Raw genomic sequence first — 23,929 nt, 5'->3', positions numbered from 1 at the left:
ACCTCAGCACGCCAGATTCCTCGGCAAGCTCGGAATGACGGGCTGCCTTGCTTAGTCATTCACCACCTGTCACTTACTTCGCCCGGTGAATGATGAACACGCCGGCCAGAATAATCACCATACCCAGCAGGTGCCACAGGTTGAAGGCCTCGCCATCGAGCACGCCCCAGGTAAGGGCCACGATGGGGATGAGGTAAGTGTTGGAAGCAGCGAAAAGCGTGGTGCTCTGCTGAATCAGCTTGTTGAAGAGCACCATGGCCACGGCCGTACTCATGGTGGCGAGCAGTGCAATGTAGCCCAGGGCCGTCCAGGCGCCCGGTATGGTCGCCAGCTTGTGCGTGAAATCGGAAAAGCCGAACAGGTAAAGCAGCCCCATCGGCCCGATGCTGAGCAGCGTGAGGCTGGTAACGGCCACCGGCGAAGGTCCGTGCAGGTGCTGCTTTATCACGTTCACGCTGATGCCGTAGCCGATGGTAGCCGCCACAATGTAGAGCCCGTACCAGGCGTTGGATTCGCCGGAAGGCGTGGCCTCGCCGCCGCTACCGCCCAGCAGCATCAGCACCACCGTGCCCACGAGGCCCAGCGCAATACCCAGCACCCGCAGGCTGGTGAGCTTCTGCCCGAACAGCACGGCGCCTACCACCAGCGTAAACACCGCCGTGAGGCCGTTCAGGACGCCCGCCAGCCCGGAGGCCAGCTTGGTTTCGGCGTAGGCGAAGAGGAACGCCGGAAAAAAAGTACCCACCACCCCGCTCAGCAGCAGCCACTTGTAGCGGCTGGAGTCGACGCGGCGCACGTTGCCGAGCGCAAACGGCAGCAGCAGTAGCGCCGCAATGCTCACCCGCGCCGCGCCCAGCTCCATGGCCGAAAACACCACCAGCCCCTTCTTCATCAGAATAAACGACGTGCCCCAGATGGTAGCCAGCACCAGCAGCAGCCCCCACGCCGAAGCCGAAATCCGCTGTGGTGGGGGCGGTGCCACGGGCGGCAGGGTAGGAGCAGTAGTTACGGCCGGAGCGGGAGGGGTGGGGGGCATGGGGAAAAGGAACTGGTTCCGGCGGAGCCGGAATAAAGAAAGAACGTCATGCTGAGCTTGCCGAAGCATCTCTACCGCAGTGGTAATCAGAAATTACTTTGGCGGTAAAGGTGCTCCGGCTAGCTCAGCACGACGTTCTGATGACAAAAGCTACCCGACCAATACCGGCTCGGCGGCAATGATTTCGTTCAGGATGCCGTGCACTTCGTCTACGGAGTCGGTTTCGACGAGGCGCATGCGCCACTGCTTGGCGCCTTCGAGGCCGCGGAAGTACTGGGCGTAGTGGCGGCGCATCTCGAAGATGCCCACGCGCTGGCCCTTCCACTCAATGCTCTTCTCAAAGTGCATGCGGCACATGTTCACGCGTTCCTCCACGGTGGGCGGGGCCAGCAGCTCGCCGGTCGCCACGTAGTGCTTCACTTCCCGGAAAATCCAGGGGTAGCCGATACTGGCGCGCCCGATCATCACGCCATCCACGCCGTAGCGGTTCTTGTACTCCACAGCTTTCTGAGGGGAGTCGATGTCGCCGTTGCCGAAGATGGGAATTTTGATGCGCGGGTTGTTTTTGATGGCCGCAATCAGGCGCCAGTCGGCGTCGCCCTTGTACATCTGCACGCGGGTGCGGCCGTGCACCGTCAAAGCTTCAATGCCAATATCCTGCAGGCGCTCAGCCACGTCTTCCACGTTTTTGGTGGTATCGTCCCAGCCGAGGCGGGTTTTCACGGTCACGGGCAGATGGGTGTTGCGCACTACGGCGGCCGTCATTTCCACCATCTTCGGCACATCGCGCAGTAGAGCGGCGCCGGCACCGCGGCAGGCCACCTGCTTCACGGGGCAGCCGTAGTTGATGTCGATGAGGTCGGGGCCAGCCAGGGTGCTGATGCGGGCGCACTCGCCCATCGTCTCCACGTCGGAGCCAAAGAGCTGAATGCCAATGGGCCGCTCGTAATCGAACACATCGAGCTTCTTGCGGCTTTTGGCGGCATCCCGGATGAGGCCTTCCGAGGAAATAAACTCGGTGTACATCAAATCGGCGCCGTTGGCTTTGCACACGGCCCGGAATGGCGGGTCCGACACGTCCTCCATGGGCGCGAGCAGCAACGGGAAATCAGGCAGGGCAAGGTCGCGGATGTAGACCACGGATAGAGGAGTTAGCGGATTTTACGCAAATTTACGACACTTCTAACTACCCGCGCCCCATGAAAGGTTTCGTGTCCAGCCGCCTGCATCCTTTTGCCAACCTGCTGCTGCTGGTGGGCCTGTTGCTGCTGGCCATGTGCGTGGCCGGCTTCGTGATGGCCGTGCTCAGCAACCTGTTTTTCGGAGTGGGGCTGCTCGAAATCGGCAATGTCACGAAAGACCCCTCCACCAACCCGCAGGGCTGGGGCGTTTCGATGCTGAGCCAGGGCGTGCTGCTGTTTGTAGGCTTTGGCGGGGCCGCGCTGGCCTTGCCGCTCCTCACCGGCTATTCCTGGAAAGAATACTTTATGCCGCGCCGCCCCATACCGGCCGTGTGGCTGCTGGGCGCGGCCGGGGCCGTACTTGTGAGCGTGCCGTTCATGTCGGGCCTGGTGGAGTGGAACGCCAACGCGCATTTTCCCGGCTTCCTGAAAGGTCTGGAAGCCGAGGCCCGCGAGCTGGAAGAACGGGCCCAGGAACTGACGCGCTACCTCACCCAATTCAACTCCGGTACCCGGTTCCTAGTGGGCCTGCTGGTTATTGCCGTGGTGCCCGCCATTGCTGAGGAGCTGGTATTCCGGGGGGTGGTGCAGCGGAATCTGGTGCAGTGGTTTGGCTCCCGGCACGTGGGCGTATGGCTGGCGGCGGCCATTTTCAGCGCCATTCACTTCCAGTTCTTCGGCTTCATTCCGCGCTTCGTGCTGGGGCTGGTGCTGGGCTACCTGTATGAGTGGAGCGGCAATATTCTGGTGCCCATGGCGGCGCACTTCACCCAGAATGCCTTCCAGCTGGTGCTGCTGTATGCCCAGCAGCGCGGCGCCTTCTCCTCCTTCGACCCCGACTCGACGCAGGCCTTGCCGTGGTGGCAGCAGCTTATTTCACTGATTCTGACCGGAGCCGCGCTTTGGCTGCTCTACCAGCGCACCCTGCAGCACACTACCGCCCAACTACCTACCGAGATGCACACGCTGGGCCGCGGCGGCGCGGCTATTACCAAGTCCACAACCCCGCCTCCCGCCGGCCGTACCCTCAGCCACGACGGCGTTGATATCAGCCGCGACTAACCGCGCATCCGGCTGGCAGCTACGCGGCCGCCTCCACTTCCCTGACCCAGGCGCGTGCCTACGTGCCGCTATTTCCTTCCCGTTGTCCGATCCTGCCTCTCCCGCTTCCGCCACTGCCACCGAACCCGTCGCGCCGGGCAAAAAACCAATGTCCAACCTCGGACAGCGCATTCTGTTCGGCGTCATCGGGGCCGTGCTGCTGCTGGGCTGCATCTGGTACAGCGCCTGGACGTTTGCCGTGTTCTTTGCGGCCGTGCAGATGCGCATGCTGTGGGAGTTCTACCGCATGATGCGGGAAGTGGGCTACAAGCCGGCGGCGCTGCTGGGCGGCGGCATCAGCCTCGTCATTTTTGCCGGAGTGCTGGGCATGGTAACCGTCAGCAACACCACAGATTCTATTGGCCAGGGCATGCACTATGTGGTCGGCGACGCCCGCTCGGCCGGCATCCTGCTGGCCGGCATCATTCTGCTCTTGCCCACCCTGCTGATTCTGCGCGAAATGGCCGCCTGGCCCCGCGAGAAGCAGGATTTCTCGCCCTTTTCCAATGTGGGCGTAGCGCTGCTGGGTCTGCTCTACGTGAGTCTGCCAATGAGCCTGCTGAGCGTGGTAGCATTTAATGACCTTGGCTACGACTACCGCCGGGTGCTGGCCCTGCTGCTGCTGGTGTGGTCGTCGGATATCGGGGCGTATGCGGCCGGTAAAACGTTTGGCAAGCACAAGCTGGCGCCCAAAATCTCGCCCGGCAAAACCTGGGAAGGCGCCATCGGGGGCTTCCTGCTGACGCTGGCCATGGGCTGGGCCATGGGCTACCTGCTGCCCGAACTCTCCCTGACGTACCGCCTCGTGGTGGCCGGCGTGGTAGCCGTATTCGGCCCGCTCGGCGACCTGGCCGAGTCCATGCTCAAGCGTAGTGTGGGCGTGAAAGACTCCGGCCGCATCATGCCCGGGCACGGCGGCCTGCTCGACCGGTTCGATGCTTTTCTGTTTATTCTGCCGGTGCTGGCGCTGCTGCAACTTCTGCTGGGGTAGCCGGTTGTTTTGCCGCCTCCTTCGGAATATGATAAACCCACTACCTTTGGTTTCAAATCCCCTGCAGCAGTCCTGAAATCCCCCCTTCAGGGCTGTTGTTTCATTCCAAATTTCCCACCCCAACCCCCAACCCCGTATGGCTGCCACCACGGTGTACAAAGAACCGGCTCCCCGCGTTGATGCCGAAAATCCCCTTGAATCCATGATGTCGCGCTTCAACGTGGCCACGGAAATCCTGGGCCTCGACGAAGAAACCTACGACGTACTCAAAGCGCCCGACAAGCAGGTTATCGTGCACATCCCCGTCACGATGGACAACGGCAAAGTGCGCGTGTTTGAGGGCTACCGCGTGGTGCACAACACCATCCTGGGCCCCTCGAAAGGCGGCATCCGCTACGATAAGAACGTGCACCTGGACGAGGTGAAGGCGCTGGCTGCCTGGATGACGTGGAAATGCGCCGTGGTTGACCTGCCGTATGGCGGAGCGAAGGGCGGCATCATCTGCGACCCGACCACCATGAGCGCCGGTGAGCTGGAGCGCCTGACCCGCGGCTACACCATGGCCCTGAAAGACGTTTTCGGTCCCGATAAAGACATTCCGGCGCCCGACATGGGCACCGGTCCGCGCGAAATGGCGTGGCTGATGGACGAATTCTCCAAAACGGTAGGCGCTACTTCGCCGGCCGTCGTGACAGGCAAGCCGCTGGTAATGGGTGGCTCGCTGGGCCGCACCGAGGCTACCGGCCGCGGCGTGATGGTATCGGCGCTGGCCGCCCTCAAGAAGCTGGATCTGGACCCTTCGCAGGTATCGGCGGCGGTGCAGGGCTTCGGCAACGTGGGCTCGTGGGCCGCGAAGCTGCTGAGCGAGCAGGGCGTAAAAATCAAGTGCATTTCCGACGTAAGCGGTGCCTACTGGAACGAGGAAGGCATCAACATTGAGGAAGCCGTAGCCTACAAGAACGCCCACAAAGGCCGCCTCGACGGTTTCCAGGGTGCCACGCTCATGGACAACGCCGACGACCTGCTGACCACTGACGTGGATGTGCTGGTGCCGGCTGCCGTGGAAGACGTTATTACGGAGCACAACGCCCACAAGATCAAAGCCAAGCTGATTGTGGAAGGCGCCAACGGCCCCACTTCCGCTTCCGCCGACCCCATCATCAACGAGAAGGGGATTATGGTAGTGCCGGACATTCTGGCCAACTCAGGCGGCGTAACCGTTTCGTACTTCGAGTGGGTGCAAAACCGCCAGGGCTTCAAGTGGACCGAAGAAATGGTGACCGAGCGCGCCGACCGGATTATGTCCGACGCCTTCGAGAAAGTGTACGCCACCAGCCAGAAATACAACATTCCGATGCGCATTGCCGCCTACGTGGTAGCCATCGACAAAGTAGCCCAGACCTACCGCTTCCGCGGCGGTTTCTAAGCTAAGCGGCGGTGCTGCTCAGGATTTCCTGATGCAAAGCGCGGCGTTTTCAGTGGCTAATTCGTACCATTGATAGGCCCGGACCTTACGGTTCGGGCTATCTTTGTAAAAAGAGTACCCTATTTTGCCACCGCAAGCAGGCGCCCCTGCTTCGCAATCCGACTGCTTAACCGGCCGCCGCTCCCTGCGCAACCCGTCTAATCGGCAACCTCTGCGATTCATGAAGATCCATAAAGAAGGACGACGAATACTGTTCTTTACGCTGCTGGCCCTGCTGGCCGTCAACCTGCTCCTGTTCCGGGTAAATGCGCGAAACCTGCTGTTCAACCAGATTTTCGCGGGGGCTTCGGTCATTGCGTTTCTGCTGTTGCTGCAGTTTTTCCGGAGCCCGGCCCGCCGCCTGTTCACCCACGAAGACCTGCTGGTAGCTCCCGCCGACGGCAAAGTAGTGGTGATTGAGGACGTGCACGAGCCGGAGTATTTCGACGACATGCGCAAGCAGATCAGCATTTTCATGTCGCCGATTAACGTGCACATCACCCGCAACCCGATTTCGGGAATCGTGCGCTACTTCAAGTACCACCCCGGCAACTACCTAGTGGCCTGGCACCCCAAAAGCAGCACCAAAAACGAGCGCACTACGGTGGTGGTAGAGTCGGAAGCGGGGCCGCTGGTGCTGTTCCGCCAGATTGCCGGCGCTATGGCCCGCCGCATTGTGTGGTACGTAAACGAAGGTGACGAAGTAAGCCAGGGTGAAGAGTTCGGCTTCATTAAGTTCGGTTCCCGCGTCGACATCTTCGTGCCCGTGGATACGGAGGTGAAAGTGCAGATTGGAGAGAAAGTGAAGGGCGGGCAGACGGTTATTGCGCAGCTGAAAACCGAAGCGCCAAGTCTATTCTAGACCACGGATTCCTGCGGAGTTCACGGATTTTGTGGCCGACTCCATTCCATATCGGCAGTTGCCGTCAGAACAAACCGAAAGAGCTTGCCAATAGGCAAGCTCTTTCGGTTTTAACCCTTCACGAAATCCGTACAATCCGGAAGAATCCGAGCGAATCCGTGGCCTAGGGCATACGGACAATTAGTCACACCAGCACAGGGCGGCGAAGAAGAAGCAAAAGCCGAGGAAGCTGGTGGCCGTTTTTTCATAGCGGGTGGCCAGGCGGCGAAAGTCCTTGAGGCGGTTGAAGAAGCGCTCCACCCGGTTCCGGCGGCGGTAGCGCATCCGGTCAATCAGGCGGCAATACGTGCGGTTTTTCTTGCTTGGAATCACCACTTCGGCCCCGGCTTGTTCGACTGCCTCGACGATGGCGTTGGTGTCGTATCCCTTGTCGGCCAGCACGTAACGCACCGGTCCCACGGCGTCGAGCAGCTCCAGCGCGCGGGTGCAATCGGCCTGCTGGCCCGGCCCCAGCAGCAAGGCGTGGGGCCGCCCGGCCTCGTCCACGGCCGCGTGCAGCTTCGTCGTCAGCCCGCCGCGGCTGCGGCCGAGGGCTTCGTCGCCGGTGCGCTTTTTTTTACCTGCCCGCTGGCCCGCTGATGTGCCCGCATGATGGTCGAATCCAGCAGTACGGCCTCCACGTCGGGCAGGCGCACGGCGGCAAACAGGCGCTGCCACGTGCCTTTCTGCGCCCAGCGCAAGGCCCGCTTGCGCACGGTGTCGTGCTTACCGAAGCGTGCGGGCAACACCCGCCAGGTGCCGCCGTGGCGCATCACCCATAGCACGGCGTTCAAAAACAGGCGGTTATCAGCCGCCGTGCGGCCCACATCGCCCGCTTTACCTGCCAACTGCGGGGAAAGTTTTTCCCAAGCGGCCTCACTCAGTTCATCTCCATCAAGTCCCATTCCCGCAAAGATAATTGTCCGTACGCCCTAGAACCAGCGCGCCGCCAGTGCCATGAGTTGCTCCAGCGCCTGCTGGTCGTCGTGGTCGAAGTCGTTGAGTTGGTCGCTGTCTACATCGAGCACGGCTACCACGTGGCCCTCTTTTAGAATGGGCACCACTATTTCCGACTTCGAGTCGGAGCTGCAGGCAATGTGGCCGGGGAACTGCTCCACGTCGGGCACGAGCAGGGTAGTGGCCTGCGCCCAACTGCTGCCGCACACGCCTTTGCCGTGCCGGATGCGGGTGCAGGCAATCGGGCCCTGGAATGGGCCCAGCACCAGCTCATCATCTTTCACGAGGTAGAAACCCACCCAGAAAAACCCGAAAGCCTGCCGAAGCGCCGCTACGGTGTTGGCAAGGTTGGCCACCAGGTCTGGCTCGCCGGTGGTCAGGGCCTCAATCTGGGGCAGCAGCTGGCGGTATTGTTCGGCTTTGGTGAGCGTCGTATCGAGGTGCAGTTCTTCGGCCATGAGGAAGAGAAAATCAGAAAGAATAAAGCAGGCAAGTCTGGCTCATTACTAGGCATGAGCTAAGGCTATAACAAAGATAGGGGCCGTTTGGCGGCCTGTACTCGGTCGGCCGGCTCAGTTCACGTACACAAACAGCTCATCGTCGCCGAGCCGGCAATGCTCGCGCAAGCCGCTCAGGCCCGGCTTCGGCGCCGATACGCCGCCGCCCAGCTGCCGGGAGCTGCGCAGCACCCGCAGCTCGTCCCAGAGCCCGTCTTTCAGCAACGAGTTGAGGACCGTAGGCCCGCCTTCTACCAGCACCGACTGCACGTTGCGCTGATACAAGCTGTTGAAAATCTGTGGGAACAGGTCTTCCGCCTCCGACAGCATCACATAGTCGACGTTGTCTTTGGCGGCCCGCTCGCGGTAGGTGTAGACCACCGTAGGCTGCTGGCCATTGAAGAGGTTGTGCGCCGGCGGTAGGCTCAGGTTTTTGTCGATGACCACGCGGGTGGGATTGGGGCCGGGCCATTCGCGCACAGTCAGGTGCGGGTTGTCGTGCAGGGCCGTGCGCGTGCCTACCAGAATAGCCTGCTCCTCGGCCCGCCACTGGTGCACCGCCACCCGCGCCAGCTCGCCACTGATAGGCACCGACTGATAATAGGGGCCCGCCAGATAGCCATCAGCCGTTTCGGCCCATTTCAGCACCACATATGGCCGCTGCTTCTCCTGAAACGTGAAAAAACGCCGGTTCAGCCAGCGACCTTCCTGCTCCAGCACCCCCGTTTCTACCCTAATGCCCGCCGCTCGCAGCTTCTCAATGCCTTTGCCGGCCACCAGCGGGTTAGGGTCGAGGTTGCAGACTACTACTTCCCGAACGCCTTTTTCAATGAGCAAATCAGCGCAGGGCGGCGTTTTGCCGTGGTGGGAGCAGGGTTCCAGCGTGACGTAGACGCGGCTGTGAGGCAGTAACGTCGGATCGGCTACGGCCGCCACGGCATTCACCTCGGCGTGCGGCCCGCCGTAGGCCTGGTGCCAGCCCTCTCCGATAATGCGGTTGTCGTGCGTAATCACGCAGCCTACCAGCGGGTTGGGGCGGGTATGGCCGGTGCCGAGCCGGGCCAGGTCCAGGGCGCGGCGCATCATAAGCAGGTCGAAATCGGGAGAGGGCATAGGCAGCGCACTAAGTCAGAATAATAAGCGAAATGTAACCCGAACTTTTAGCTTGTGCCACCCTGCGCCCATCCGTGTACCTTTGCTGCATGTCCACACTTCGCCAGCTCACTACCACCTTTGCCACTGCGCTGGAAGCGTGCTACCCCGCCCCGGAGGCCGCCAGCATAGCCGTGCTGGTACTGGAGCATCTGCTGGAAATCAGTCCGTTGCAGCGGCGCATGCAGGCCGATGCGCCGGTGCCGGAGGCGGTAGCCGAGCTGCTGCCGGCCATAGAAGCGCGGCTGCTGCGCCACGAGCCGGTGCAGTACGTGCTGGGCACGGCGCATTTTGCGGGTCTGGAGCTGGACGTAACGCCCGCCACGCTCATTCCGCGCCCCGAAACCGAGGAGCTGGTGCAGCTGATTGTGACCGAGCAGCGCGGCCGGAGCACTACGCTTTCCGTGCTGGATGTGGGCACCGGCAGCGGCTGTATTCCGGTGGCGCTGTGCCAGGCGCTGGAGCCCGCCCGTATCGTGGCCGTTGATATTTCGGAGGAAGCCCTGGCCGTGGCCCGCCGCAACGCCGCCCGCTACGGCTGCGAAATCGACTTCCAGCAGCTGGACATCCTGACGCAGGCACCCAGCGGCATTGCGCCGGGTACGCTGGATGTGCTGGTCAGCAACCCGCCCTACGTGCTGGAGCAGGAGCGGCCGCTGATGCGCGCCAACGTGCTGGACTACGAGCCTGCCACCGCCCTGTTCGTGCCCGACCACGACCCGCTGCTGTTCTACCGCCGCATTGCCCGGCTGGGTACCACGCTGCTGCGGCCGGGCAGGGCGCTTTACTTTGAAATCAACGAGCAGTTTGCGCCCGAAACAGCAGAGTTGGTGACTGGGCTGGGGTATAGCGAAGTGGAAATCAGGACCGATATTTTTGATAAAGCCCGGATGGTCAGGGCTACCTGGCGGTCCTGAGCCCGCCCCGCGCACCGGCCAGCAACCACTCCAGGCCGGGGTACTTGTGCTTCTGGCGGGCCAGATGCGGCAGATAAAGCCAGCTAAGGCCAAAAGCCTTACCTTTGCCGGCTGACTCGCCGTGCCCTTCATGATTCCTGCTTCTGCCTACTTCGCGCATCCCACCGCCGTCCTCGACGATGGTTGCCGCGTCGGCGCCGGCTGCCGGATCTGGCATTTCAGCCACCTGAGCCCCGGAGCCGAGCTAGGCGAGGGGTGCAGCCTGGGCCAGAACGTGTTTGTAGCCGACGGCGTACGCCTGGGGCGCAACGTGAAAGTACAGAACAACGTGAGCCTCTACACCGGCGTCGAGTGCCACGATGACGTATTCATCGGGCCTTCGGCGGTGTTTACCAACGTGCTGAACCCACGCTCCGCCGTGGTGCGCCGCCACGAGTACCAGCCCACCGTGCTGGAGCGCGGCGTCAGCATCGGGGCCAATACTACGGTGGTATGCGGTGTGCGGCTGGGCGAATATGCCTTCGTGGGCGCGGGCTCCGTCGTCACGAAAAGCCTGCCGCCCTACGCGCTGGCCTACGGCAACCCGGCCCGGCAGCGTGGCTGGATGAGCGCCTTCGGCCACCGGCTGGCGTTTGATGCGCAAGGCCGCGCCACCTGCCCGGAAAGTGGCGAGCAGTATCTCCTAACCGAGGGGCGGGTTTCCCGTATCAGCCCCGACTCATAACGCCGCTTTCGGCGCCGGCACCGGGCGCTGGTTTCCATAAAAGCAAGCACAAGACCTTCCGTCACCCAGATTCATAAGACCCTTCATCGTGTACGAGCAACTACTTCGCAAAGAGGCCAAGCTGGCCGTTATCGGCCTCGGCTACGTGGGCCTGCCTATCGCCCTCGAGTTTGCCCGCAAAATCAAGGTTATCGGTTTCGACATCAATGCGAAGCGCGTGGACATGATGCGCAACCACGTAGACCCCAGCGGTGAGCTGGAAACCAAGGATTTCGAGGGGTGCGACATCGAATTTACCGACTCGCTGGATGTACTGGGCGAAGCCCGCTTCTTCATCGTGGCCGTGCCAACACCTATCGACGAGCACGCCCAGCCCGACCTGCGGCCACTACTCGGCGCGTCGACCACGGTGGGCAAAGTCCTCAAGAAAGGCGACTATGTGGTGTTCGAAAGCACGGTATACCCGGGCTGCACCGAAGACGACTGCATTCCGGTAATGGAAAAGCTGTCGGGCCTGAAATTCCCGGAAGACTTTAAAGTCGGCTATTCGCCGGAGCGCATCAACCCCGGCGACAAAGAGCACACGCTGTCCAGCATCATTAAGGTGGTGGCCGGCTGCGACGAGGAGTCGCTCGACGTAATTGCCAAAACCTACGAGCTGGTGGTGAAAGCCGGCGTACACCGCGCCAGCAGCATCAAGGTGGCGGAAGCCGCCAAAATCATCGAAAACACGCAGCGCGACGTCAATATTGCTTTGATGAATGAGCTGTCGATGATTTTTGACCGCATGAGCATCAACACGTACGAGGTGCTGGAAGCGGCCGGCACCAAGTGGAACTTCCTGAAGTTCTCGCCGGGCCTGGTGGGCGGCCACTGCATCGGGGTCGACCCGTACTACCTGACCTACAAGGCCAAAGAGCTGGGCTACGACGCGAAGGTGATTCTGAGCGGCCGCACCACCAACGACAACATGGGCGCCTACATCGCACGCAAAACCGTGCAGATGATGATCAAAAAAGGCAAGGACGTTTCCAAGAGCCGCGTACTGGTGATGGGCGCCACGTTCAAGGAGAATGTGGAAGACATCCGCAACTCGAAGGTGGCCGACGTGATTCAGGAGCTGAAAAATTTCTCCGTCAACGTAGACATCGTGGACCCGCACGCCGATTCCGATGAGCTGCACCACGAGTATGGCTTCCGCCTGACGCCCGCCGGCGAAGTCCGCACCGACTACGACGGCGTGATTGTAGCCGTCAGCCACGCTCCCTACATGGCGCACGATGAGGCATACTTCCAGTCCATCACCAGCGAAAACGCGGTGCTGGTTGATATCAAAGGCCTGTTCCGGGGCCGGATACAGGAAATGCAGTACTGGAGCCTGTAATCAGAGAGTGAATGGTGAATGAGTGGTGTAGTGAATGCCGTTGGATGACGTCGTTCCTCTTCACTCATTCACTCCTTCACTCCTTCACTCATTAAACAATATGGAGCGCACGAAAATACTGGTTACCGGTGGAGCCGGCTACATTGGCTCACACGCAGTGGTTGAGCTGTACGAGGCGGGTTTTCAGCCGGTTATCGTGGATAATTTCAGCAACTCGCAGGAGTCGGCGGTAGCGGGCATCGAGAATATACTGGGCGTGAAGGTGCCGTTTCACCGCATCGACTGCAACGATGCCGAAGCCATGCGGGCCGTGTTTGCCGAGGAAGGCAGCCTGCGCGGCGTTATTCATTTCGCCGCTTTCAAGGCCGTCGGTGAGTCGGTGCAGAAGCCGCTGGAATACTACCAGAACAACGTAGGCTCGCTGCTGACGCTGGTACAGGTGATGCGCGAGTTTGGGGTAACGGCACTGGTATTCTCGTCGTCGTGCACCGTGTACGGCATCCCGGACCAACTTCCCGTAACCGAGCAGACGCCTACCAAAAAGGCTACTTCTCCTTACGGGGCCACCAAGCAGATGTGCGAAGACATCCTCAATGATGTGGCCGTTGCGCCCGGCAACGAGTTGAAAACCATTCTGCTGCGCTACTTCAACCCCATTGGGGCGCATGCTTCGGCCAAAATTGGCGAGTTGCCGCTCGGAGTTCCCAACAACCTGGTGCCTTTTATCACGCAGACCGCCGCCGGCCTCCGGCAGGAGCTGACCGTCTACGGCAACGACTACGACACGCCCGACGGCTCCTGCATCCGCGACTATGTACACGTGGTGGACCTGGCCAAGGCGCACGTAGTGGCGGTGCAGCGCCTGCTCGATGGCAAAGTCAATTCTGTGGAAACCTTCAACGTAGGTACCGGGCAGGGCAACACGGTGCTCGACGTCATTACGACATTTGAGCAGGTGAGCGGCCGCAAGCTCAACTACAAAGTGGGCCCCCGCCGCCCCGGCGACGTGCCCGCCATCTATGCCGATGTCACAAAATCGGTAGCCGAACTTGGCTTCCGGACTACGGCTACGCTGGCCGAAGCCCTGGAAAGCTCCTGGAAATGGCAGCAGGCGTTGATGAAATAAGTGACCGGCGCATACGAACATCAAAAATCAGTACACCATGAAAGTTATCATCACCGGCGGAGCCGGCTTCATTGGGTCGCACGTGGTGCGCCTGTTCGTGACCAAGTATCCGCAGTATGAAATTCTCAACCTGGATGCCCTCACGTACGCCGGCAACCTAGAGAACCTGCGCGACATTGAAAATGCGCCCAATTACCGGCTGGTAAAAGGCGACATCACCGACCAGGCCTTTGTTGATGAGCTGTTTGCCCGCGAAGAGCCCGATGCCGTGATTCACCTGGCGGCCGAAAGCCACGTGGACCGCTCCATCACCGATCCGCTGGCCTTCGTGAAGACCAACGTGCTGGGCACGGTGCACCTGCTGAACGCGGCCAAAAACCTGTGGAAGCCGCTGGGCTATGAAGGCAAAACCTTCTACCACGTCAGCACCGATGAGGTGTATGGCTCGCTGGAAATGGGCCCGGAAATGTTCACCGAGGACACTTCCTACGACCCCCGCTCGCCGTATTCGGCCTCCAAAGCTGCCTCTGACCACTTTGTGCGGGCCTGGTACCATACCTACCACATGCCCATAAAGCTGAGCAACTGCTCCAACAACTACGGTCCCAACCATTTCCCCGAGAAGCTGATTCCGCTGGCCATTCACCGCATCCGCACCAACCAGCCCGTGCCCGTGTACGGCAAAGGCGAGAACGTGCGCGACTGGCTGTTCGTGAAAGACCATGCCACGGCCATCGACGCGGTGTTCCACAAAGGCACCGTCGGCGAAACCTACAACATTGGCGGCGTGAACGAGTGGAAAAACCTCGACCTGATTCACCTGCTCTGCGATACGCTGGACGAGAAAACCGGCCAGGAAAAGGGTACGTCGCGCAAGCTCATCACCTTCGTGACAGACCGCGCCGGCCACGACCTGCGCTACGCCATCGACAGCAGCAAAATCATGAACGAGCTGGGCTGGAAACCGTCCGTCACGTTTGAGCAGGGCCTGAGCCAGACCGTAGACTGGTACCTGGAAAACGAGGAGTGGCTGGAGCACGTCACCAGCGGCGCTTATCAGGAATACTACCAGAAGCAGTACGCCGCTAAGTAATGTGCTGATTGATGATGGGTTGACGTGCTGAGTATAAGCACGCCAGCAAATCATCAGCACATCACCCCATCATCAATCAGCACACCAACAACGTGTACAATACTCCTTTTCACGACCAGCCGCTCGACAATCTGGCGTTTCTCGTAACCGGCGGCGCCGGCTTCATCGGGTCCAATCTGGTTGAGTATCTGCTCAAATACGGCGCGAAAGAAGTGCGCGTGCTCGACAACTTCTCCAACGGTTTTCGCAAGAATGTGGCACTGTTCGAGGGTAATCCGGCGCTGCGCGTCATCGAAGGCGACATCCGGGACCGGCAAACCTGCATCGATGCCTGCCAGGGCATTGACGTAGTGCTACACCAGGCCGCGCTGGGCTCCGTGCCGCGCTCCATCAACGACCCCATCACGAGCAACGACGTGAACGTGGGCGGCTTTGTGAACATGCTGGTGGGAGCCAAGGAAGCGGGCGTGAAGCGGTTTGTGTACGCCGCTTCCAGCTCTACCTACGGCGACCATAAGGCTTTGCCGAAAGTAGAGGACCGTATCGGCAAGCCGTTGTCGCCGTATGCCGTGACCAAATATGCCAACGAGCTCTATGCCGACGTGTTTGGCAAGACGTATGGCATGCAAATCATTGGCCTGCGCTACTTCAACATCTTCGGCCCGCGCCAGGACCCGAATGGGGCTTACGCCGCAGTTATTCCGCTCTTCATTGACGCAGTGCTGGAAGGCAAACGGCCGCGCATGAACGGCGACGGTGGCCAGACCCGCGACTTTACGTTTGTGGAAAACTGCGTGCAGGCCAACATCAAGGCGGCATTGGTGCAGAACCCGGAGGCTGTAAACCAGGTCTACAACGTGGCCGTGGCCGACCGTACGTCGCTCAACGACCTGTTCAACATCCTAAAGGAAGAAGCCGGCTCCGACATTACGCCCGAATACGGCCCCGACCGCGCCGGCGACATCCGCGACTCGCTGGCCGATATCAGCAAGGCCAACACGCTGCTGCAGTATCAGCCGCAGATCCGGATTCGGGAAGGCCTGCAGAAAACCCTGGCTTGGTTTAAGGAGAATCAGGCGTTTATTGCTGAGCGAAACTAGCACCAGTCTGCGCTCTGCCGTGTGCGCAGTCCAGATATCATAAAAAGCACGAACCCACAGATGAAAGGTATTATCCTGGCCGGCGGCTCCGGCACGCGCCTGCACCCGTTGACCCTGGCTGTAAGTAAACAGCTCATGCCCGTCTACGACAAGCCGATGATTTATTATCCGCTGTCGATTCTGATGATGGCCGGCATCCGGGAAATTCTCATTATCACTACTCCCCACGACCAGGAGCAGTTCAAAAAGCTGCTGGGCGATGGCCGGAACCTGGGCTGCAATTTCCAGTACGTGGTGCAGGAAGTGCCCAACGGACTAGCCCAGGCTTTCGTGCTGGGGGCGGACTTCATCGGCAACGACAAGGTGGCCCTGGTGCTCGGCGACAATATCTTCCACGGCGAAGGCATGGAAGAGCTGCTCAAGTCGAACAACGACCCCGAAGGCGGCGTGGTGTATGCCTACCATGTGCACGACCCGGAGCGCTACGGCGTGGTAGAGTTTGATGCCAACAACCAGGCCCTCAGCATTGAAGAGAAGCCCGCGCAGCCTAAGAGCAACTACGCCGTGCCGGGCCTGTACTTCTACGACAACGACGTGGTGCAGATTGCCCGCGACCTGAAGCCCAGCCCCCGCGGCGAGTATGAAATTACCGACGTGAACCAGGAGTACCTGCGCCGCGGCAAGCTGAAAGTGGGCATTCTGGGCCGGGGCACGGCCTGGCTCGATACGGGCACGTTTGAAAGCCTGATGCAGGCCGGCGAATTTGTGCGCGTACTGGAGCAGCGCCAGGGGCTGAAAGTTGGCTCCATTGAGGAGGCTGCCTACCGCCAGGGCTTTATTGATGCCGACCAACTGCGCAAGATAGCCGAGCCCCTGCGCAAAAGTGGCTACGGCGACTACCTCATGCGCCTGCCCGAGCAGCTGATGATGAAGTAGCCCGCTACAGTACGACCTATACACAGCTAAAGGCCGCCCATGGATTCCTGCCGGAGTCGTTGGGCGGCCTTTGTGGTTATTATTTGTTTCAAAACAATACGCCTGCCAGCAGGCCCGCCAGCACAATCAGGTAGGAGGGAATCTTTTCCCAGAGCAGCACCAGGAACGTAGCCCCGATAAGTCCCAGGTTGACCGGCGTATCGGGCAGGGGGTGGTAGAGCAGGAATACTGCGGCACATACCAGGCCGGCACTCACGGCATTAATGCCTTCCAGCGAGGCCTTCACCACCCGGTATTGCTTGAGCTGGTCCCAGAACCGAATCAGGAAAAAGATGAGCAGCGTGCCGGGCATAAAGATACCTGCCGCCGCCACCAGTGCCCCCACCACCTGGCCACCCAGGCCGTAGTCGCGCATGGCCAGCGCCCCGATGTAGGAGGCAAAGGCGAAGTTGGGACCCGGAAGTGCCTGCGTGAGGCCGTAGCCCGACAAAAACTCCGTCGGCGACAGATAGCCCTTAAACTCCACGAACTCGGCAAACAGCAGCGGTGCCAGCACCTGCCCGCCGCCAAATACGAGGCTGCCGTTGCGGTAGAAGTTCTCGAACAGCAGCACCGGCATGGCGCGGGTGTAGTGGCCAAGTACAGCTGCTGCTATGAACACGCCGCCCCACAGCATAAAATTCGCCCATTCGATATGCAGCGGCTGCTTCTGCGTCACGACGGCGTGCTTGCGGTAGCGGAACGTAGTAACGAGGCCGCCGCTCAGCAGCAGCAGCGGCAGCACCGACGGCAACTGAAACCGGTAGGCCAGCATAGCTGCTGCCACCATGAGGGCCACAGAGGTTTTGGTGTGGATTACCTTCTCGGAAATCTTGTAGGCCGAGTACGCCACAAAGCCTACCGCAATGGGCTGAATATACTGCACCAGCCGCGCCACCTGCTCTTTGTCGAGGTAGCTCATGGCCAGGCCCGCCCCCGTCATGATGCACACGGACGGCAGCATCCAGACCAGTAGCGTGAGGTAGGCCAGATTGGGGCCGCCCAGCCGAAAACCCACCGCCGTAATGGTTTGGGTAGAGCCCGGCCCGGGAAGCAGCTGGCACAAGGCCATGATTTCAAGTAGTTCGGCCGAGGTCAGGTAGCGCCGCTTTTCTACCAGCAGGCGCAGCATCATGGCCGTATGCGCCTGCGGCCCCCCAAACGAGGTGGCGCTCAGCAGCGCTACGTCTTTCAGGAAAATGATGCCCCGAAACCGACGGGTACGCTGCCCGCGTTGCCCACGGGGTGGCGGTGCCAGCGTAATTTCGTCGGGTGGGAGCACGGGCGGGGTGGAAAGCACGAACCTAATGTAACAGAAGCAGCGGGTTGCACCACTTGCCAGGGCCGGAATTATACCGGCTCTAGCATAAAAAAACCTCCGCCAGCCGAAGCCGCGGAGGTTTTCTCGTAAGGTAGGCGGTGCTTATTTCTTCTTGAGGCCCAGCTCAATCAGGCGCTCATTCAGGAATTCGCCGGCCGTAATGTCAGCCTCCTTTTTCGGGTTTTCATCCGTTACGCAGCTTTCCAGAGCCGCCAGGCTCATTTCGGAGCGCGGGTGCATGAAAAACGGAATGCTGTAGCGCGAAGAGTTCATCTTCTCGCGGGCTGGGTTCACTACCCGGTGAATGGTGCTTTTCAGCACACCATTGGTCAGGCGCTGCAGCATGTCGCCCACGTTCACCACAATCTGGTCAGGCAGAGCCGTAATCGGAATCCATTTGCCGTCGCGGCGCTTCACCTGCAGGCCATCAGCCGAGGCGCCCATCAGCAGCGTAATCAGATTGATGTCGCCGTGCTCAGCAGCACGTACAGCGTCAGCCGGCACCGAGTCGGGGTTTTCGATGGGGTAGTAGTGGATGGGGCGCAGGATGGAGTTGCCGTTGCGCACCTTGTCGTCGAAGTAGCTTTCGTCCAGGTTCAGGTACAGCGCAATGGCGCGCAGCACGTCTTTACCGGCCGCTTCCAGCGTTTTGTAGGTAGTACGCGAAGTATTGGCAAAGCTGTCTACTTCCTTGGGCCAGATGTTGTCGGGGTATTCGGCCCCGATGGGGTCGTTGGCATCATCCACTTCCTGGCCTACGTGGTAGAACTCCTTCAGGTCGCCGGTGTTGCGGCCTTTGGCATGTTCCTTACCTTTGCTCACGTAGCCGCGCTGGCCCGCCAGTTCCGGCTTCTCGTACTGCTGCTTCACATCATCGGGCAGCGAAAAGAAGGCTTTTACATCACTGTATAGCTTCTGGGTCTGCTCTTCGGTGAGGCCGTGGTTTTTGAGGGCTACGAAGCCGATGTTCTGGTAGGCTTCGCCAAGTTGTTGTACAAAGCGGGCTTTGCGCTCCGGGTCACCGGAGCGGAAGTCTGCGAGGTCGAGGGAGGGAATTTCTTCCAGCAGTTTTTCTTCCATCTTGGAAAATCACTATACTTTTAGACAATGAGTGCGTGCTGCGCAAGGTACTCAAAAAACTCAACGCTCTACCCGGGCCGGATGTTTCCGGACTGGGCCGGTAGCGGCCGTTTTACTTCCGGTTTTTCTTGTATGAAATCTTCTGTTTTGCTGCCGGCTCTGGCGGCACTGCTTGCTCTGGCCTCCTGCGACGCGGCTAAGATTCAGTCGGATACGTCTAACTCGGCTACCGCCGAAATGGTTACTACGTCGGCTGCCACTCAGGCCAAGAACGGCATCCGCCTCACGCCGTTCACCGATTCGCCCCGGTTTCCGGAGGCCCAGCTGACGCTCAAAACGCCGGTGGCCGGAGCCGTGGTGCCCAGCGGAGCCGTAGCCTTCGAGTACGGCCTGAGCAACTTCCTGCTGACCAAAATGACCGGCGGTATGCACGCGGGGCACCTGGCCAATTCCCAGAAGGGCCAGCACATCCACAACATCATCGACAACGAGCCTTACACGGCGCATTACGAAACGAAATTCACCAAAAACGTGGTGGACGGACAACACGTGGTGCTGTCGTTTTTGTCGCGCTCCTACCATGAGAGCCTGAAGCACCGCGGCGCCTACGATTTGCGCGTCATTACGGTGGGCAAGGCCGTGCCCGGCACTCCGGCTTTCGACGTGAAGGCACCGCACCTGTTCTACAGCCGTCCCAAAGACGTATATACTGGCCGCGACGCCGAGCGGGTCATGCTCGATTTTTATCTGGTGAATACCACGCTGGAGCCCGGCGGCACGCAGGTGCGCGCTACTATCAACGGCGCCGAGTTTATGCTGGACCAATGGGCGCCGTACATGATGGAAGGCCTGCCCATCGGAGAAAACACCGTGAAGCTGGAGCTGGTGGACGACAGCGGCAACCTGATTCCCGGCCCTTATAACTCGGTGACGCGCAGCTTCTCCATCCAGCCCTAATACTTCCTGCCGGAGCTATCCAGTGCCCAGACTGCCCATTTTCCGCTGGCCGGAGAATGGGCAGTTTTCGTGGTGGGAAGATGTGACGAGTACAATATTGTGGTATTCTGCTGTTCTGATGTTTATTTTAATGCATAGTTAATTCCTATAACTAGCGGTTTTATTAGTTTCACGCATCGGGACTTCTGTCCGCCCAGTACACTTACCACCCTTTTACCATTTTTCATGCAACACCTTTTACGCTTTGCAGGTAGGCCATCCGGCTTGCCTGCCCACACCCGTGTACGCATACTTGCGGCACTATTGCTCAGCCTCTGGCTGGGCGCGGCCCGGCCGGTTCTGGCGCAGGTTGATACTTACCAGTTTGCGGCCTCGCAGGGCACGTTCACCCCGCTGGTTGGCGGCACCGCCATTCCGGCCATGCTGGCCGATACGTACATCACCCCAACCGCGCTTCCGCTCGGGTTCACGTTCGTATTCGACGGCACACCCTTCACAGAAGTGAAAGCCTCGTCGAACGGCTTTCTGACCTTCAACGCCACAGGCACGTCCGGCATCACGACGCTGGCGGCAGCAGCCGCTACTAACCGTCCGCTGGTAGCCCCCCTCGGCGACGACTTGGACGGCCGGCCCGTAGGTGCTACGGCTGTAGCTTCTTACGCCACTACCGGTACGGCTCCCAACCGGGTGTTCACCTTCGAATGGCTGAACTGGGAGTGGCGCTGGAATGTAAACCTGGCGGTTATTTCCTTTCAGGTGAAGCTCTATGAAGGCACCAACCGGGTAGAGTTTATCTATCGTCCGGAAGCTAATCCCACCAATGCCACGGCTACGCTGGGTGCTTCCATCGGCTTGGCGGGTACAGGCACGGGCGCCGGCTCCTACTTGGCACTGAGCGATGCGGTAGCCTCGCCTACGACCAGCTCCACCACCGAAAACACCAACATCTTCACGATGCCGGCCAACGGCCAGGTGTACGCCTTCACGCCGGCCGCTCCGGCCGCCTGCCCAGCTCCGCGCGCCCTCATGGCTACTGTGCAGGGACTGGGCGCTACGCTCAACTGGACGGTGACGGGTGGCGGCGGCACGTTCCGCGTTGAGTACGGCCCGCAGGGCTTCACGCCCGGCACCGGCACGGTAGTAACCACTGCCACGCCTACCGCCACGCTCACCGGCCTGAACCCTACCACCACGTATGACTTCTACGTGACGCAGCTGTGCGGCGGCTCCAACGGCAACAGCCTGGTTTCCGGTCCTGCTAGCTTCACGACCCTGGCCAGCCCGCCTGCCAACGACGCCTGCACTGCTGCCGTTTCCCTGACGCCGGCTGCCGTATCGGCAGCCTGCACCAATGCTACCAGCGGCACGCTGCTGGGCGCTACCGCTACTCTCGGCCTGGCTGCGCCCGTTGGCACCGCCGATGATGACGTGTGGTACAGCTTCGTGGCGACTTCCCCGACCCACACCGTGACCCTGACGGGCTCCGGCGACTACGTGCAGCAGCTGCTGAGCGGTAGCTGCGGCACCCTGACCTCGGTAGCTTACTCCGACCCGAACGTGAAGATTTACACGGGCCTGACGGTGGGCACCACTTACTACGTGCGGGTGTACTCGTACAGCGCCACGCTGCCCACCGCTACGGCAGCACCCTTCACCATCTGCGTGACGACGCCGCCGCCGCCACCCGTTAATGACGACCCGAGCGGTGCTATTGCCCTGACCGTGAATGCCAGCTGCGTTCCGACTACCGCCACCAACGAAGAAGCCACCACCACCACCGTCAACGGCTACACCAACCCCGGCACCTCGCCCAACAGCTGCGGCATTGCCGCCTCGCCGAAAGACGTGTGGTTCACGTTCACGACGCCCGCTACGGGTGTGGCTTCCACGGCCGTGCGCGTCCTCGTGACGGGTGTGCCCGCCAGCCAGCTGCGCGCCTTCTCGGCCGCCAGCAGCGCCGGTCCGTTCACGCAGATTGGCTGTTCTTCTACGAGCTCTACCGTAGCGGCTCCGGCAATGGATCTGACGCAGCTCACGCCTAACACCACGTACTACGTGCGTGTGTCAGGCTATGGCTCTTCTGACACCCAGGGTGCCTTCACGATCTGCGTGACCTTCCCGCCCACTTGCGGCGACCCGCGCACGCTGACCTTCTCGAACACGACTCAGACGGCTACGCAGGTGAACTTCCTGCCCGGTGCTGGCCAGCAGACGTTCACCGTGACGGCTACGCCCGCCGCGGGCGGCACGCCCATCACGGCTACCGGCACGGCTTCGCCGATCCAGCTGACCGGCCTCACGGCCGGCACGCCCTACACCATCACGGTAGTGGGCACCTGCGCCGATGGCTCTTCTACGGCTACCCTGACCGGTACCGTGAGCACGCTCATCATCAACGACAACCCCGACGGGGCCGTGCAGCTCACGCTGGGCGCCGACTGCCTCACGCCCACCAGCGCTACGCTGGTAGGAGCTACCAGCACTACGCCGGTAGGCTACACCAACCCCGGCACGTCCTGCACACCTTCGACGGCCACGGCTCCGCGCGACGTATGGTTTAAGTTCACGACGGCTGCCGCCGGCGTAGGCTCTACCGAAGTTACGCTGACCACCACCGGCAACAACGCCAACGTACTGCGCGTGTTCTCGGCTGCCAGCAGCGCCGGTCCGTTCTCGGATGTGGCCTGCAAAAGCAGCACCGGCAGCACCGTAACCGCTGGTAGCCTCGTCGTGACGGGCCTCACGCCTAACACCACCTACTACGTATCGGTAGCGGGCTACACCAACACCACAGTGCAGAGCGCCTTCACCATCTGCGTACGCGGCAACTCCAGCTGCCCGCTGCCCGTGGGCCTCACGGCTGCCAGCACTACGGCCAATACGGCTTCGCTCACCTGGGCCGTTGCTGGTCCTACCCCGAGCGGTTCGTTTATCATCGAGTATGGCCCGCAGGGCTTCACGCCCGGCACGGGTGCCGGCACGGTGGTTACCAGCACTACCCTCAGCACCACGCTCACCGGCCTCACCGCCGACACGCAGTACTGCTTCTATGTAAGCCAGAACTGCGGCACGCTGAACGGCAGCAGCCAGCGCGTAGGCCCCGTATGCTTCCGCACTGATATTGCCCCGGCCAACAACGACGAGCCCTGCGTAGCTACTACCCTGACGGTAGGTGCCGCGCCGCTGAACGCTACTACCTTGGGTGCTACCACTACGCCCGTCAATGGCTATGACAACCCCGGTTGCACCACGGCCGGCACTCCCAAGGATGTGTGGTTCCGCTTCGTGGCCCCGGCTCCGGTGGCAGGTACTACTCCCAACATTGTAGTGAATGGCAACACGGCTGGTCAGGTACGTCTGTTCTCGGCGGCTACCTGCAGCGGTCCGTTCACGCAGCTGGCTTGCCAGCCCGGTGCCGGCCCCAACACGCAGGCTCCGGCCTTGGTGCTGCCCACCCTCACGCAGGGCAACACCTACTACGTATCAGTATCGGGCTACGCCTCCAACGATGCGCAGGGCCCCTTCACGATTGCCCTGGCTACGGCCCTGAGCAATGGCAAGGGTGAACTGCCCGGCGGCGAGGTAAGCGTATTCCCGAACCCAAGCCACAACGGCACGCTCAACCTGGCTATCCGGGGCGCAGGTGCCGTGAAAACCGCGCAGGCAGTGCTGTTCAACAGCCTCGGCCAGCAGGTACTCACCGAGACCGTAGCCGTGCGCTCGGGTGCCGTGCAGCAGGCGCTGCCGGTACAGGGCCTGGCCAAAGGCCTCTACACGCTCCGCGTGCAGGTAGGTGGCAACACCATCACCCGCAAAGTAGTCCTCGACTAAACGCGGCACCGCAAACGCCGGGGCGGCCTCGTCCCGGCGCAACAGAAAGCCCGCTGGCCTTGTGGCCGGCGGGCTTTTTTGTGTGCTCTGGCGTATGGCCGGTAGCGGCGAAGCGGTGGGGGCGCACCGGCACAGGGCTG

The 23,929-nt window shown here is 61.0% G+C and carries 21 protein-coding genes; 13 read left to right on the top strand and 8 right to left on the bottom strand.

Translation table 11 applies throughout. The features are described from left to right. Positions 1-73: 73 nt before the first annotated feature. Both BUE15_RS01835 and dusB read right to left on the bottom strand, forming a co-directional pair. The gene (locus BUE15_RS01835) at positions 74-1,036 is read right to left on the bottom strand and encodes a DMT family transporter (RefSeq protein WP_084548752.1); all 963 of its coding nucleotides are present in this window, start codon (positions 1,034-1,036) and stop codon (positions 74-76) included. A 150-nt stretch (positions 1,037-1,186) separates the two neighbouring features. After that, positions 1,187-2,176, bottom strand: coding sequence for a tRNA dihydrouridine synthase DusB (dusB, locus tag BUE15_RS01830; protein ID WP_073280979.1), 990 nt, complete (start codon positions 2,174-2,176; stop codon positions 1,187-1,189). A 59-nt stretch (positions 2,177-2,235) separates the two neighbouring features. On the opposite strand from dusB, the gene BUE15_RS01825 reads away from it, so the two are divergent. From BUE15_RS01825 to BUE15_RS01810, 4 genes are all read left to right on the top strand, one after another. Then, positions 2,236-3,279 carry a CPBP family intramembrane glutamic endopeptidase gene (locus BUE15_RS01825; protein ID WP_073280978.1) on the top strand — a complete coding sequence of 348 codons (1,044 nt, stop codon included), beginning with the start codon at positions 2,236-2,238 and terminating at the stop codon, positions 3,277-3,279. Between the two features lie 82 nt (positions 3,280-3,361). Next, a complete protein-coding gene (locus tag BUE15_RS01820) occupies positions 3,362-4,309 on the top strand; it encodes a phosphatidate cytidylyltransferase (protein ID WP_211617567.1) in 948 nt (315 codons plus the stop codon). A gap of 136 nt (positions 4,310-4,445) precedes the next feature. Continuing rightward, complete coding sequence (locus BUE15_RS01815) at positions 4,446-5,735, top strand: Glu/Leu/Phe/Val family dehydrogenase (RefSeq protein WP_073280976.1); 1,290 nt, start codon at positions 4,446-4,448, stop codon at positions 5,733-5,735. A gap of 220 nt (positions 5,736-5,955) precedes the next feature. Then, positions 5,956-6,636 carry a phosphatidylserine decarboxylase family protein gene (locus tag BUE15_RS01810; RefSeq protein ID WP_073280975.1) on the top strand — a complete coding sequence of 227 codons (681 nt, stop codon included), beginning with the start codon at positions 5,956-5,958 and terminating at the stop codon, positions 6,634-6,636. A gap of 180 nt (positions 6,637-6,816) precedes the next feature. Here BUE15_RS01810 and BUE15_RS22600 read toward each other — a convergent pair whose 3' ends face one another. The 4 genes from BUE15_RS22600 to ribD all read right to left on the bottom strand — a co-directional run bounded on the left by BUE15_RS22600 (position 6,817) and on the right by ribD (position 9,242). Then, positions 6,817-7,206, bottom strand: a complete 390-nt coding sequence (locus BUE15_RS22600) for an IS5 family transposase (protein WP_396276081.1) — start codon at positions 7,204-7,206, stop codon at positions 6,817-6,819. Further along, entirely contained in the window at positions 7,203-7,580 is a 378-nt protein-coding gene (locus tag BUE15_RS22595; protein ID WP_073280973.1) for a transposase, read from the bottom strand. Before BUE15_RS22595 ends, BUE15_RS22600 begins: the two co-directional genes overlap by 4 nt. A 27-nt stretch (positions 7,581-7,607) precedes the next feature. Continuing rightward, complete coding sequence (locus tag BUE15_RS01795) at positions 7,608-8,090, bottom strand: GAF domain-containing protein (RefSeq protein WP_073280972.1); 483 nt, start codon at positions 8,088-8,090, stop codon at positions 7,608-7,610. Between the two features lie 114 nt (positions 8,091-8,204). Next, on the bottom strand, positions 8,205-9,242 hold the full coding sequence (gene ribD, locus BUE15_RS01790) for a bifunctional diaminohydroxyphosphoribosylaminopyrimidine deaminase/5-amino-6-(5-phosphoribosylamino)uracil reductase RibD (protein WP_073280971.1): 1,038 nt from the start codon (positions 9,240-9,242) through the stop codon (positions 8,205-8,207). An 89-nt stretch (positions 9,243-9,331) separates the two neighbouring features. Here ribD and prmC point away from each other — a divergent pair, with 89 nt between their 5' ends. From prmC to rfbA, 7 genes are all read left to right on the top strand, one after another. Further along, a complete protein-coding gene (gene prmC, locus BUE15_RS01785) occupies positions 9,332-10,198 on the top strand; it encodes a peptide chain release factor N(5)-glutamine methyltransferase (protein WP_073280970.1) in 867 nt (288 codons plus the stop codon). A gap of 130 nt (positions 10,199-10,328) precedes the next feature. After that, positions 10,329-10,922: an acyltransferase gene (locus tag BUE15_RS01780; protein ID WP_073280969.1), complete on the top strand. Its 594-nt coding sequence runs from the start codon at positions 10,329-10,331 to the stop codon at positions 10,920-10,922. Positions 10,923-11,010: 88 nt separating this feature from the next. Beyond that, positions 11,011-12,306 carry a nucleotide sugar dehydrogenase gene (locus BUE15_RS01775; protein ID WP_073280968.1) on the top strand — a complete coding sequence of 432 codons (1,296 nt, stop codon included), beginning with the start codon at positions 11,011-11,013 and terminating at the stop codon, positions 12,304-12,306. 100 nt (positions 12,307-12,406) lie between these two features. Then, complete coding sequence (gene galE, locus BUE15_RS01770; protein WP_073280967.1) at positions 12,407-13,432, top strand: UDP-glucose 4-epimerase GalE; 1,026 nt, start codon at positions 12,407-12,409, stop codon at positions 13,430-13,432. Positions 13,433-13,469: 37 nt separating this feature from the next. Next, positions 13,470-14,525, top strand: coding sequence for a dTDP-glucose 4,6-dehydratase (gene rfbB, locus BUE15_RS01765; RefSeq protein WP_073280966.1), 1,056 nt, complete (start codon positions 13,470-13,472; stop codon positions 14,523-14,525). Between the two features lie 92 nt (positions 14,526-14,617). After that, complete coding sequence (locus tag BUE15_RS01760) at positions 14,618-15,625, top strand: SDR family oxidoreductase (RefSeq protein ID WP_073280965.1); 1,008 nt, start codon at positions 14,618-14,620, stop codon at positions 15,623-15,625. 60 nt (positions 15,626-15,685) lie between these two features. Continuing rightward, positions 15,686-16,561 carry a glucose-1-phosphate thymidylyltransferase RfbA gene (rfbA, locus tag BUE15_RS01755; protein WP_073280964.1) on the top strand — a complete coding sequence of 292 codons (876 nt, stop codon included), beginning with the start codon at positions 15,686-15,688 and terminating at the stop codon, positions 16,559-16,561. A gap of 88 nt (positions 16,562-16,649) precedes the next feature. On the opposite strand, the gene chrA is transcribed toward rfbA, so the two are convergent. Further along, entirely contained in the window at positions 16,650-17,858 is a 1,209-nt protein-coding gene (gene chrA / locus BUE15_RS01750; protein WP_073281172.1) for a chromate efflux transporter, read from the bottom strand. Between the two features lie 165 nt (positions 17,859-18,023). Beyond that, positions 18,024-19,001 (bottom strand): isopenicillin N synthase family dioxygenase, encoded by a 978-nt coding sequence (locus tag BUE15_RS01745; protein ID WP_073280963.1) that lies wholly within the window; start codon positions 18,999-19,001, stop codon positions 18,024-18,026. 132 nt (positions 19,002-19,133) lie between these two features. On the opposite strand from BUE15_RS01745, the gene BUE15_RS01740 reads away from it, so the two are divergent. Together BUE15_RS01740 and BUE15_RS01735 are read left to right on the top strand one after the other, a co-directional pair. Beyond that, on the top strand, positions 19,134-19,958 hold the full coding sequence (locus tag BUE15_RS01740) for a hypothetical protein (protein WP_073280962.1): 825 nt from the start codon (positions 19,134-19,136) through the stop codon (positions 19,956-19,958). A 303-nt stretch (positions 19,959-20,261) separates the two neighbouring features. Next, positions 20,262-23,789 carry a T9SS type A sorting domain-containing protein gene (locus BUE15_RS01735; protein ID WP_073280961.1) on the top strand — a complete coding sequence of 1,176 codons (3,528 nt, stop codon included), beginning with the start codon at positions 20,262-20,264 and terminating at the stop codon, positions 23,787-23,789. Positions 23,790-23,929: the final 140 nt, after the last annotated feature.

Source organism: Hymenobacter psychrotolerans DSM 18569 (assembly GCF_900142395.1).
GTDB lineage: Bacteria > Bacteroidota > Bacteroidia > Cytophagales > Hymenobacteraceae > Hymenobacter > Hymenobacter psychrotolerans.
This window is presented reverse-complemented; position numbering and strand designations above follow the sequence as displayed.

Bases quoted from the DNA above. Each gene is read 5' to 3' on its own strand.
- BUE15_RS01835 (WP_084548752.1), bottom strand. From the start codon at position 1,036: ATGCCCCCCACCCCTCCCGCTCCGGCCGTAACTACTGCTCCTACCCTG.
- BUE15_RS01825 (WP_073280978.1), top strand. From the start codon at position 2,236: ATGAAAGGTTTCGTGTCCAGCCGCCTGCATCCTTTTGCCAACCTGCTG.
- BUE15_RS01815 (WP_073280976.1), top strand. From the start codon at position 4,446: ATGGCTGCCACCACGGTGTACAAAGAACCGGCTCCCCGCGTTGATGCC.
- BUE15_RS01810 (WP_073280975.1), top strand. From the start codon at position 5,956: ATGAAGATCCATAAAGAAGGACGACGAATACTGTTCTTTACGCTGCTG.
- BUE15_RS22595 (WP_073280973.1), bottom strand. From the start codon at position 7,580: ATGGGACTTGATGGAGATGAACTGAGTGAGGCCGCTTGGGAAAAACTT.
- BUE15_RS01795 (WP_073280972.1), bottom strand. From the start codon at position 8,090: ATGGCCGAAGAACTGCACCTCGATACGACGCTCACCAAAGCCGAACAA.
- ribD (WP_073280971.1), bottom strand. From the start codon at position 9,242: ATGCCCTCTCCCGATTTCGACCTGCTTATGATGCGCCGCGCCCTGGAC.
- prmC (WP_073280970.1), top strand. From the start codon at position 9,332: ATGTCCACACTTCGCCAGCTCACTACCACCTTTGCCACTGCGCTGGAA.
- BUE15_RS01780 (WP_073280969.1), top strand. From the start codon at position 10,329: ATGATTCCTGCTTCTGCCTACTTCGCGCATCCCACCGCCGTCCTCGAC.
- galE (WP_073280967.1), top strand. From the start codon at position 12,407: ATGGAGCGCACGAAAATACTGGTTACCGGTGGAGCCGGCTACATTGGC.
- rfbB (WP_073280966.1), top strand. From the start codon at position 13,470: ATGAAAGTTATCATCACCGGCGGAGCCGGCTTCATTGGGTCGCACGTG.
- rfbA (WP_073280964.1), top strand. From the start codon at position 15,686: ATGAAAGGTATTATCCTGGCCGGCGGCTCCGGCACGCGCCTGCACCCG.
- BUE15_RS01745 (WP_073280963.1), bottom strand. From the start codon at position 19,001: ATGGAAGAAAAACTGCTGGAAGAAATTCCCTCCCTCGACCTCGCAGAC.
- BUE15_RS01740 (WP_073280962.1), top strand. From the start codon at position 19,134: ATGAAATCTTCTGTTTTGCTGCCGGCTCTGGCGGCACTGCTTGCTCTG.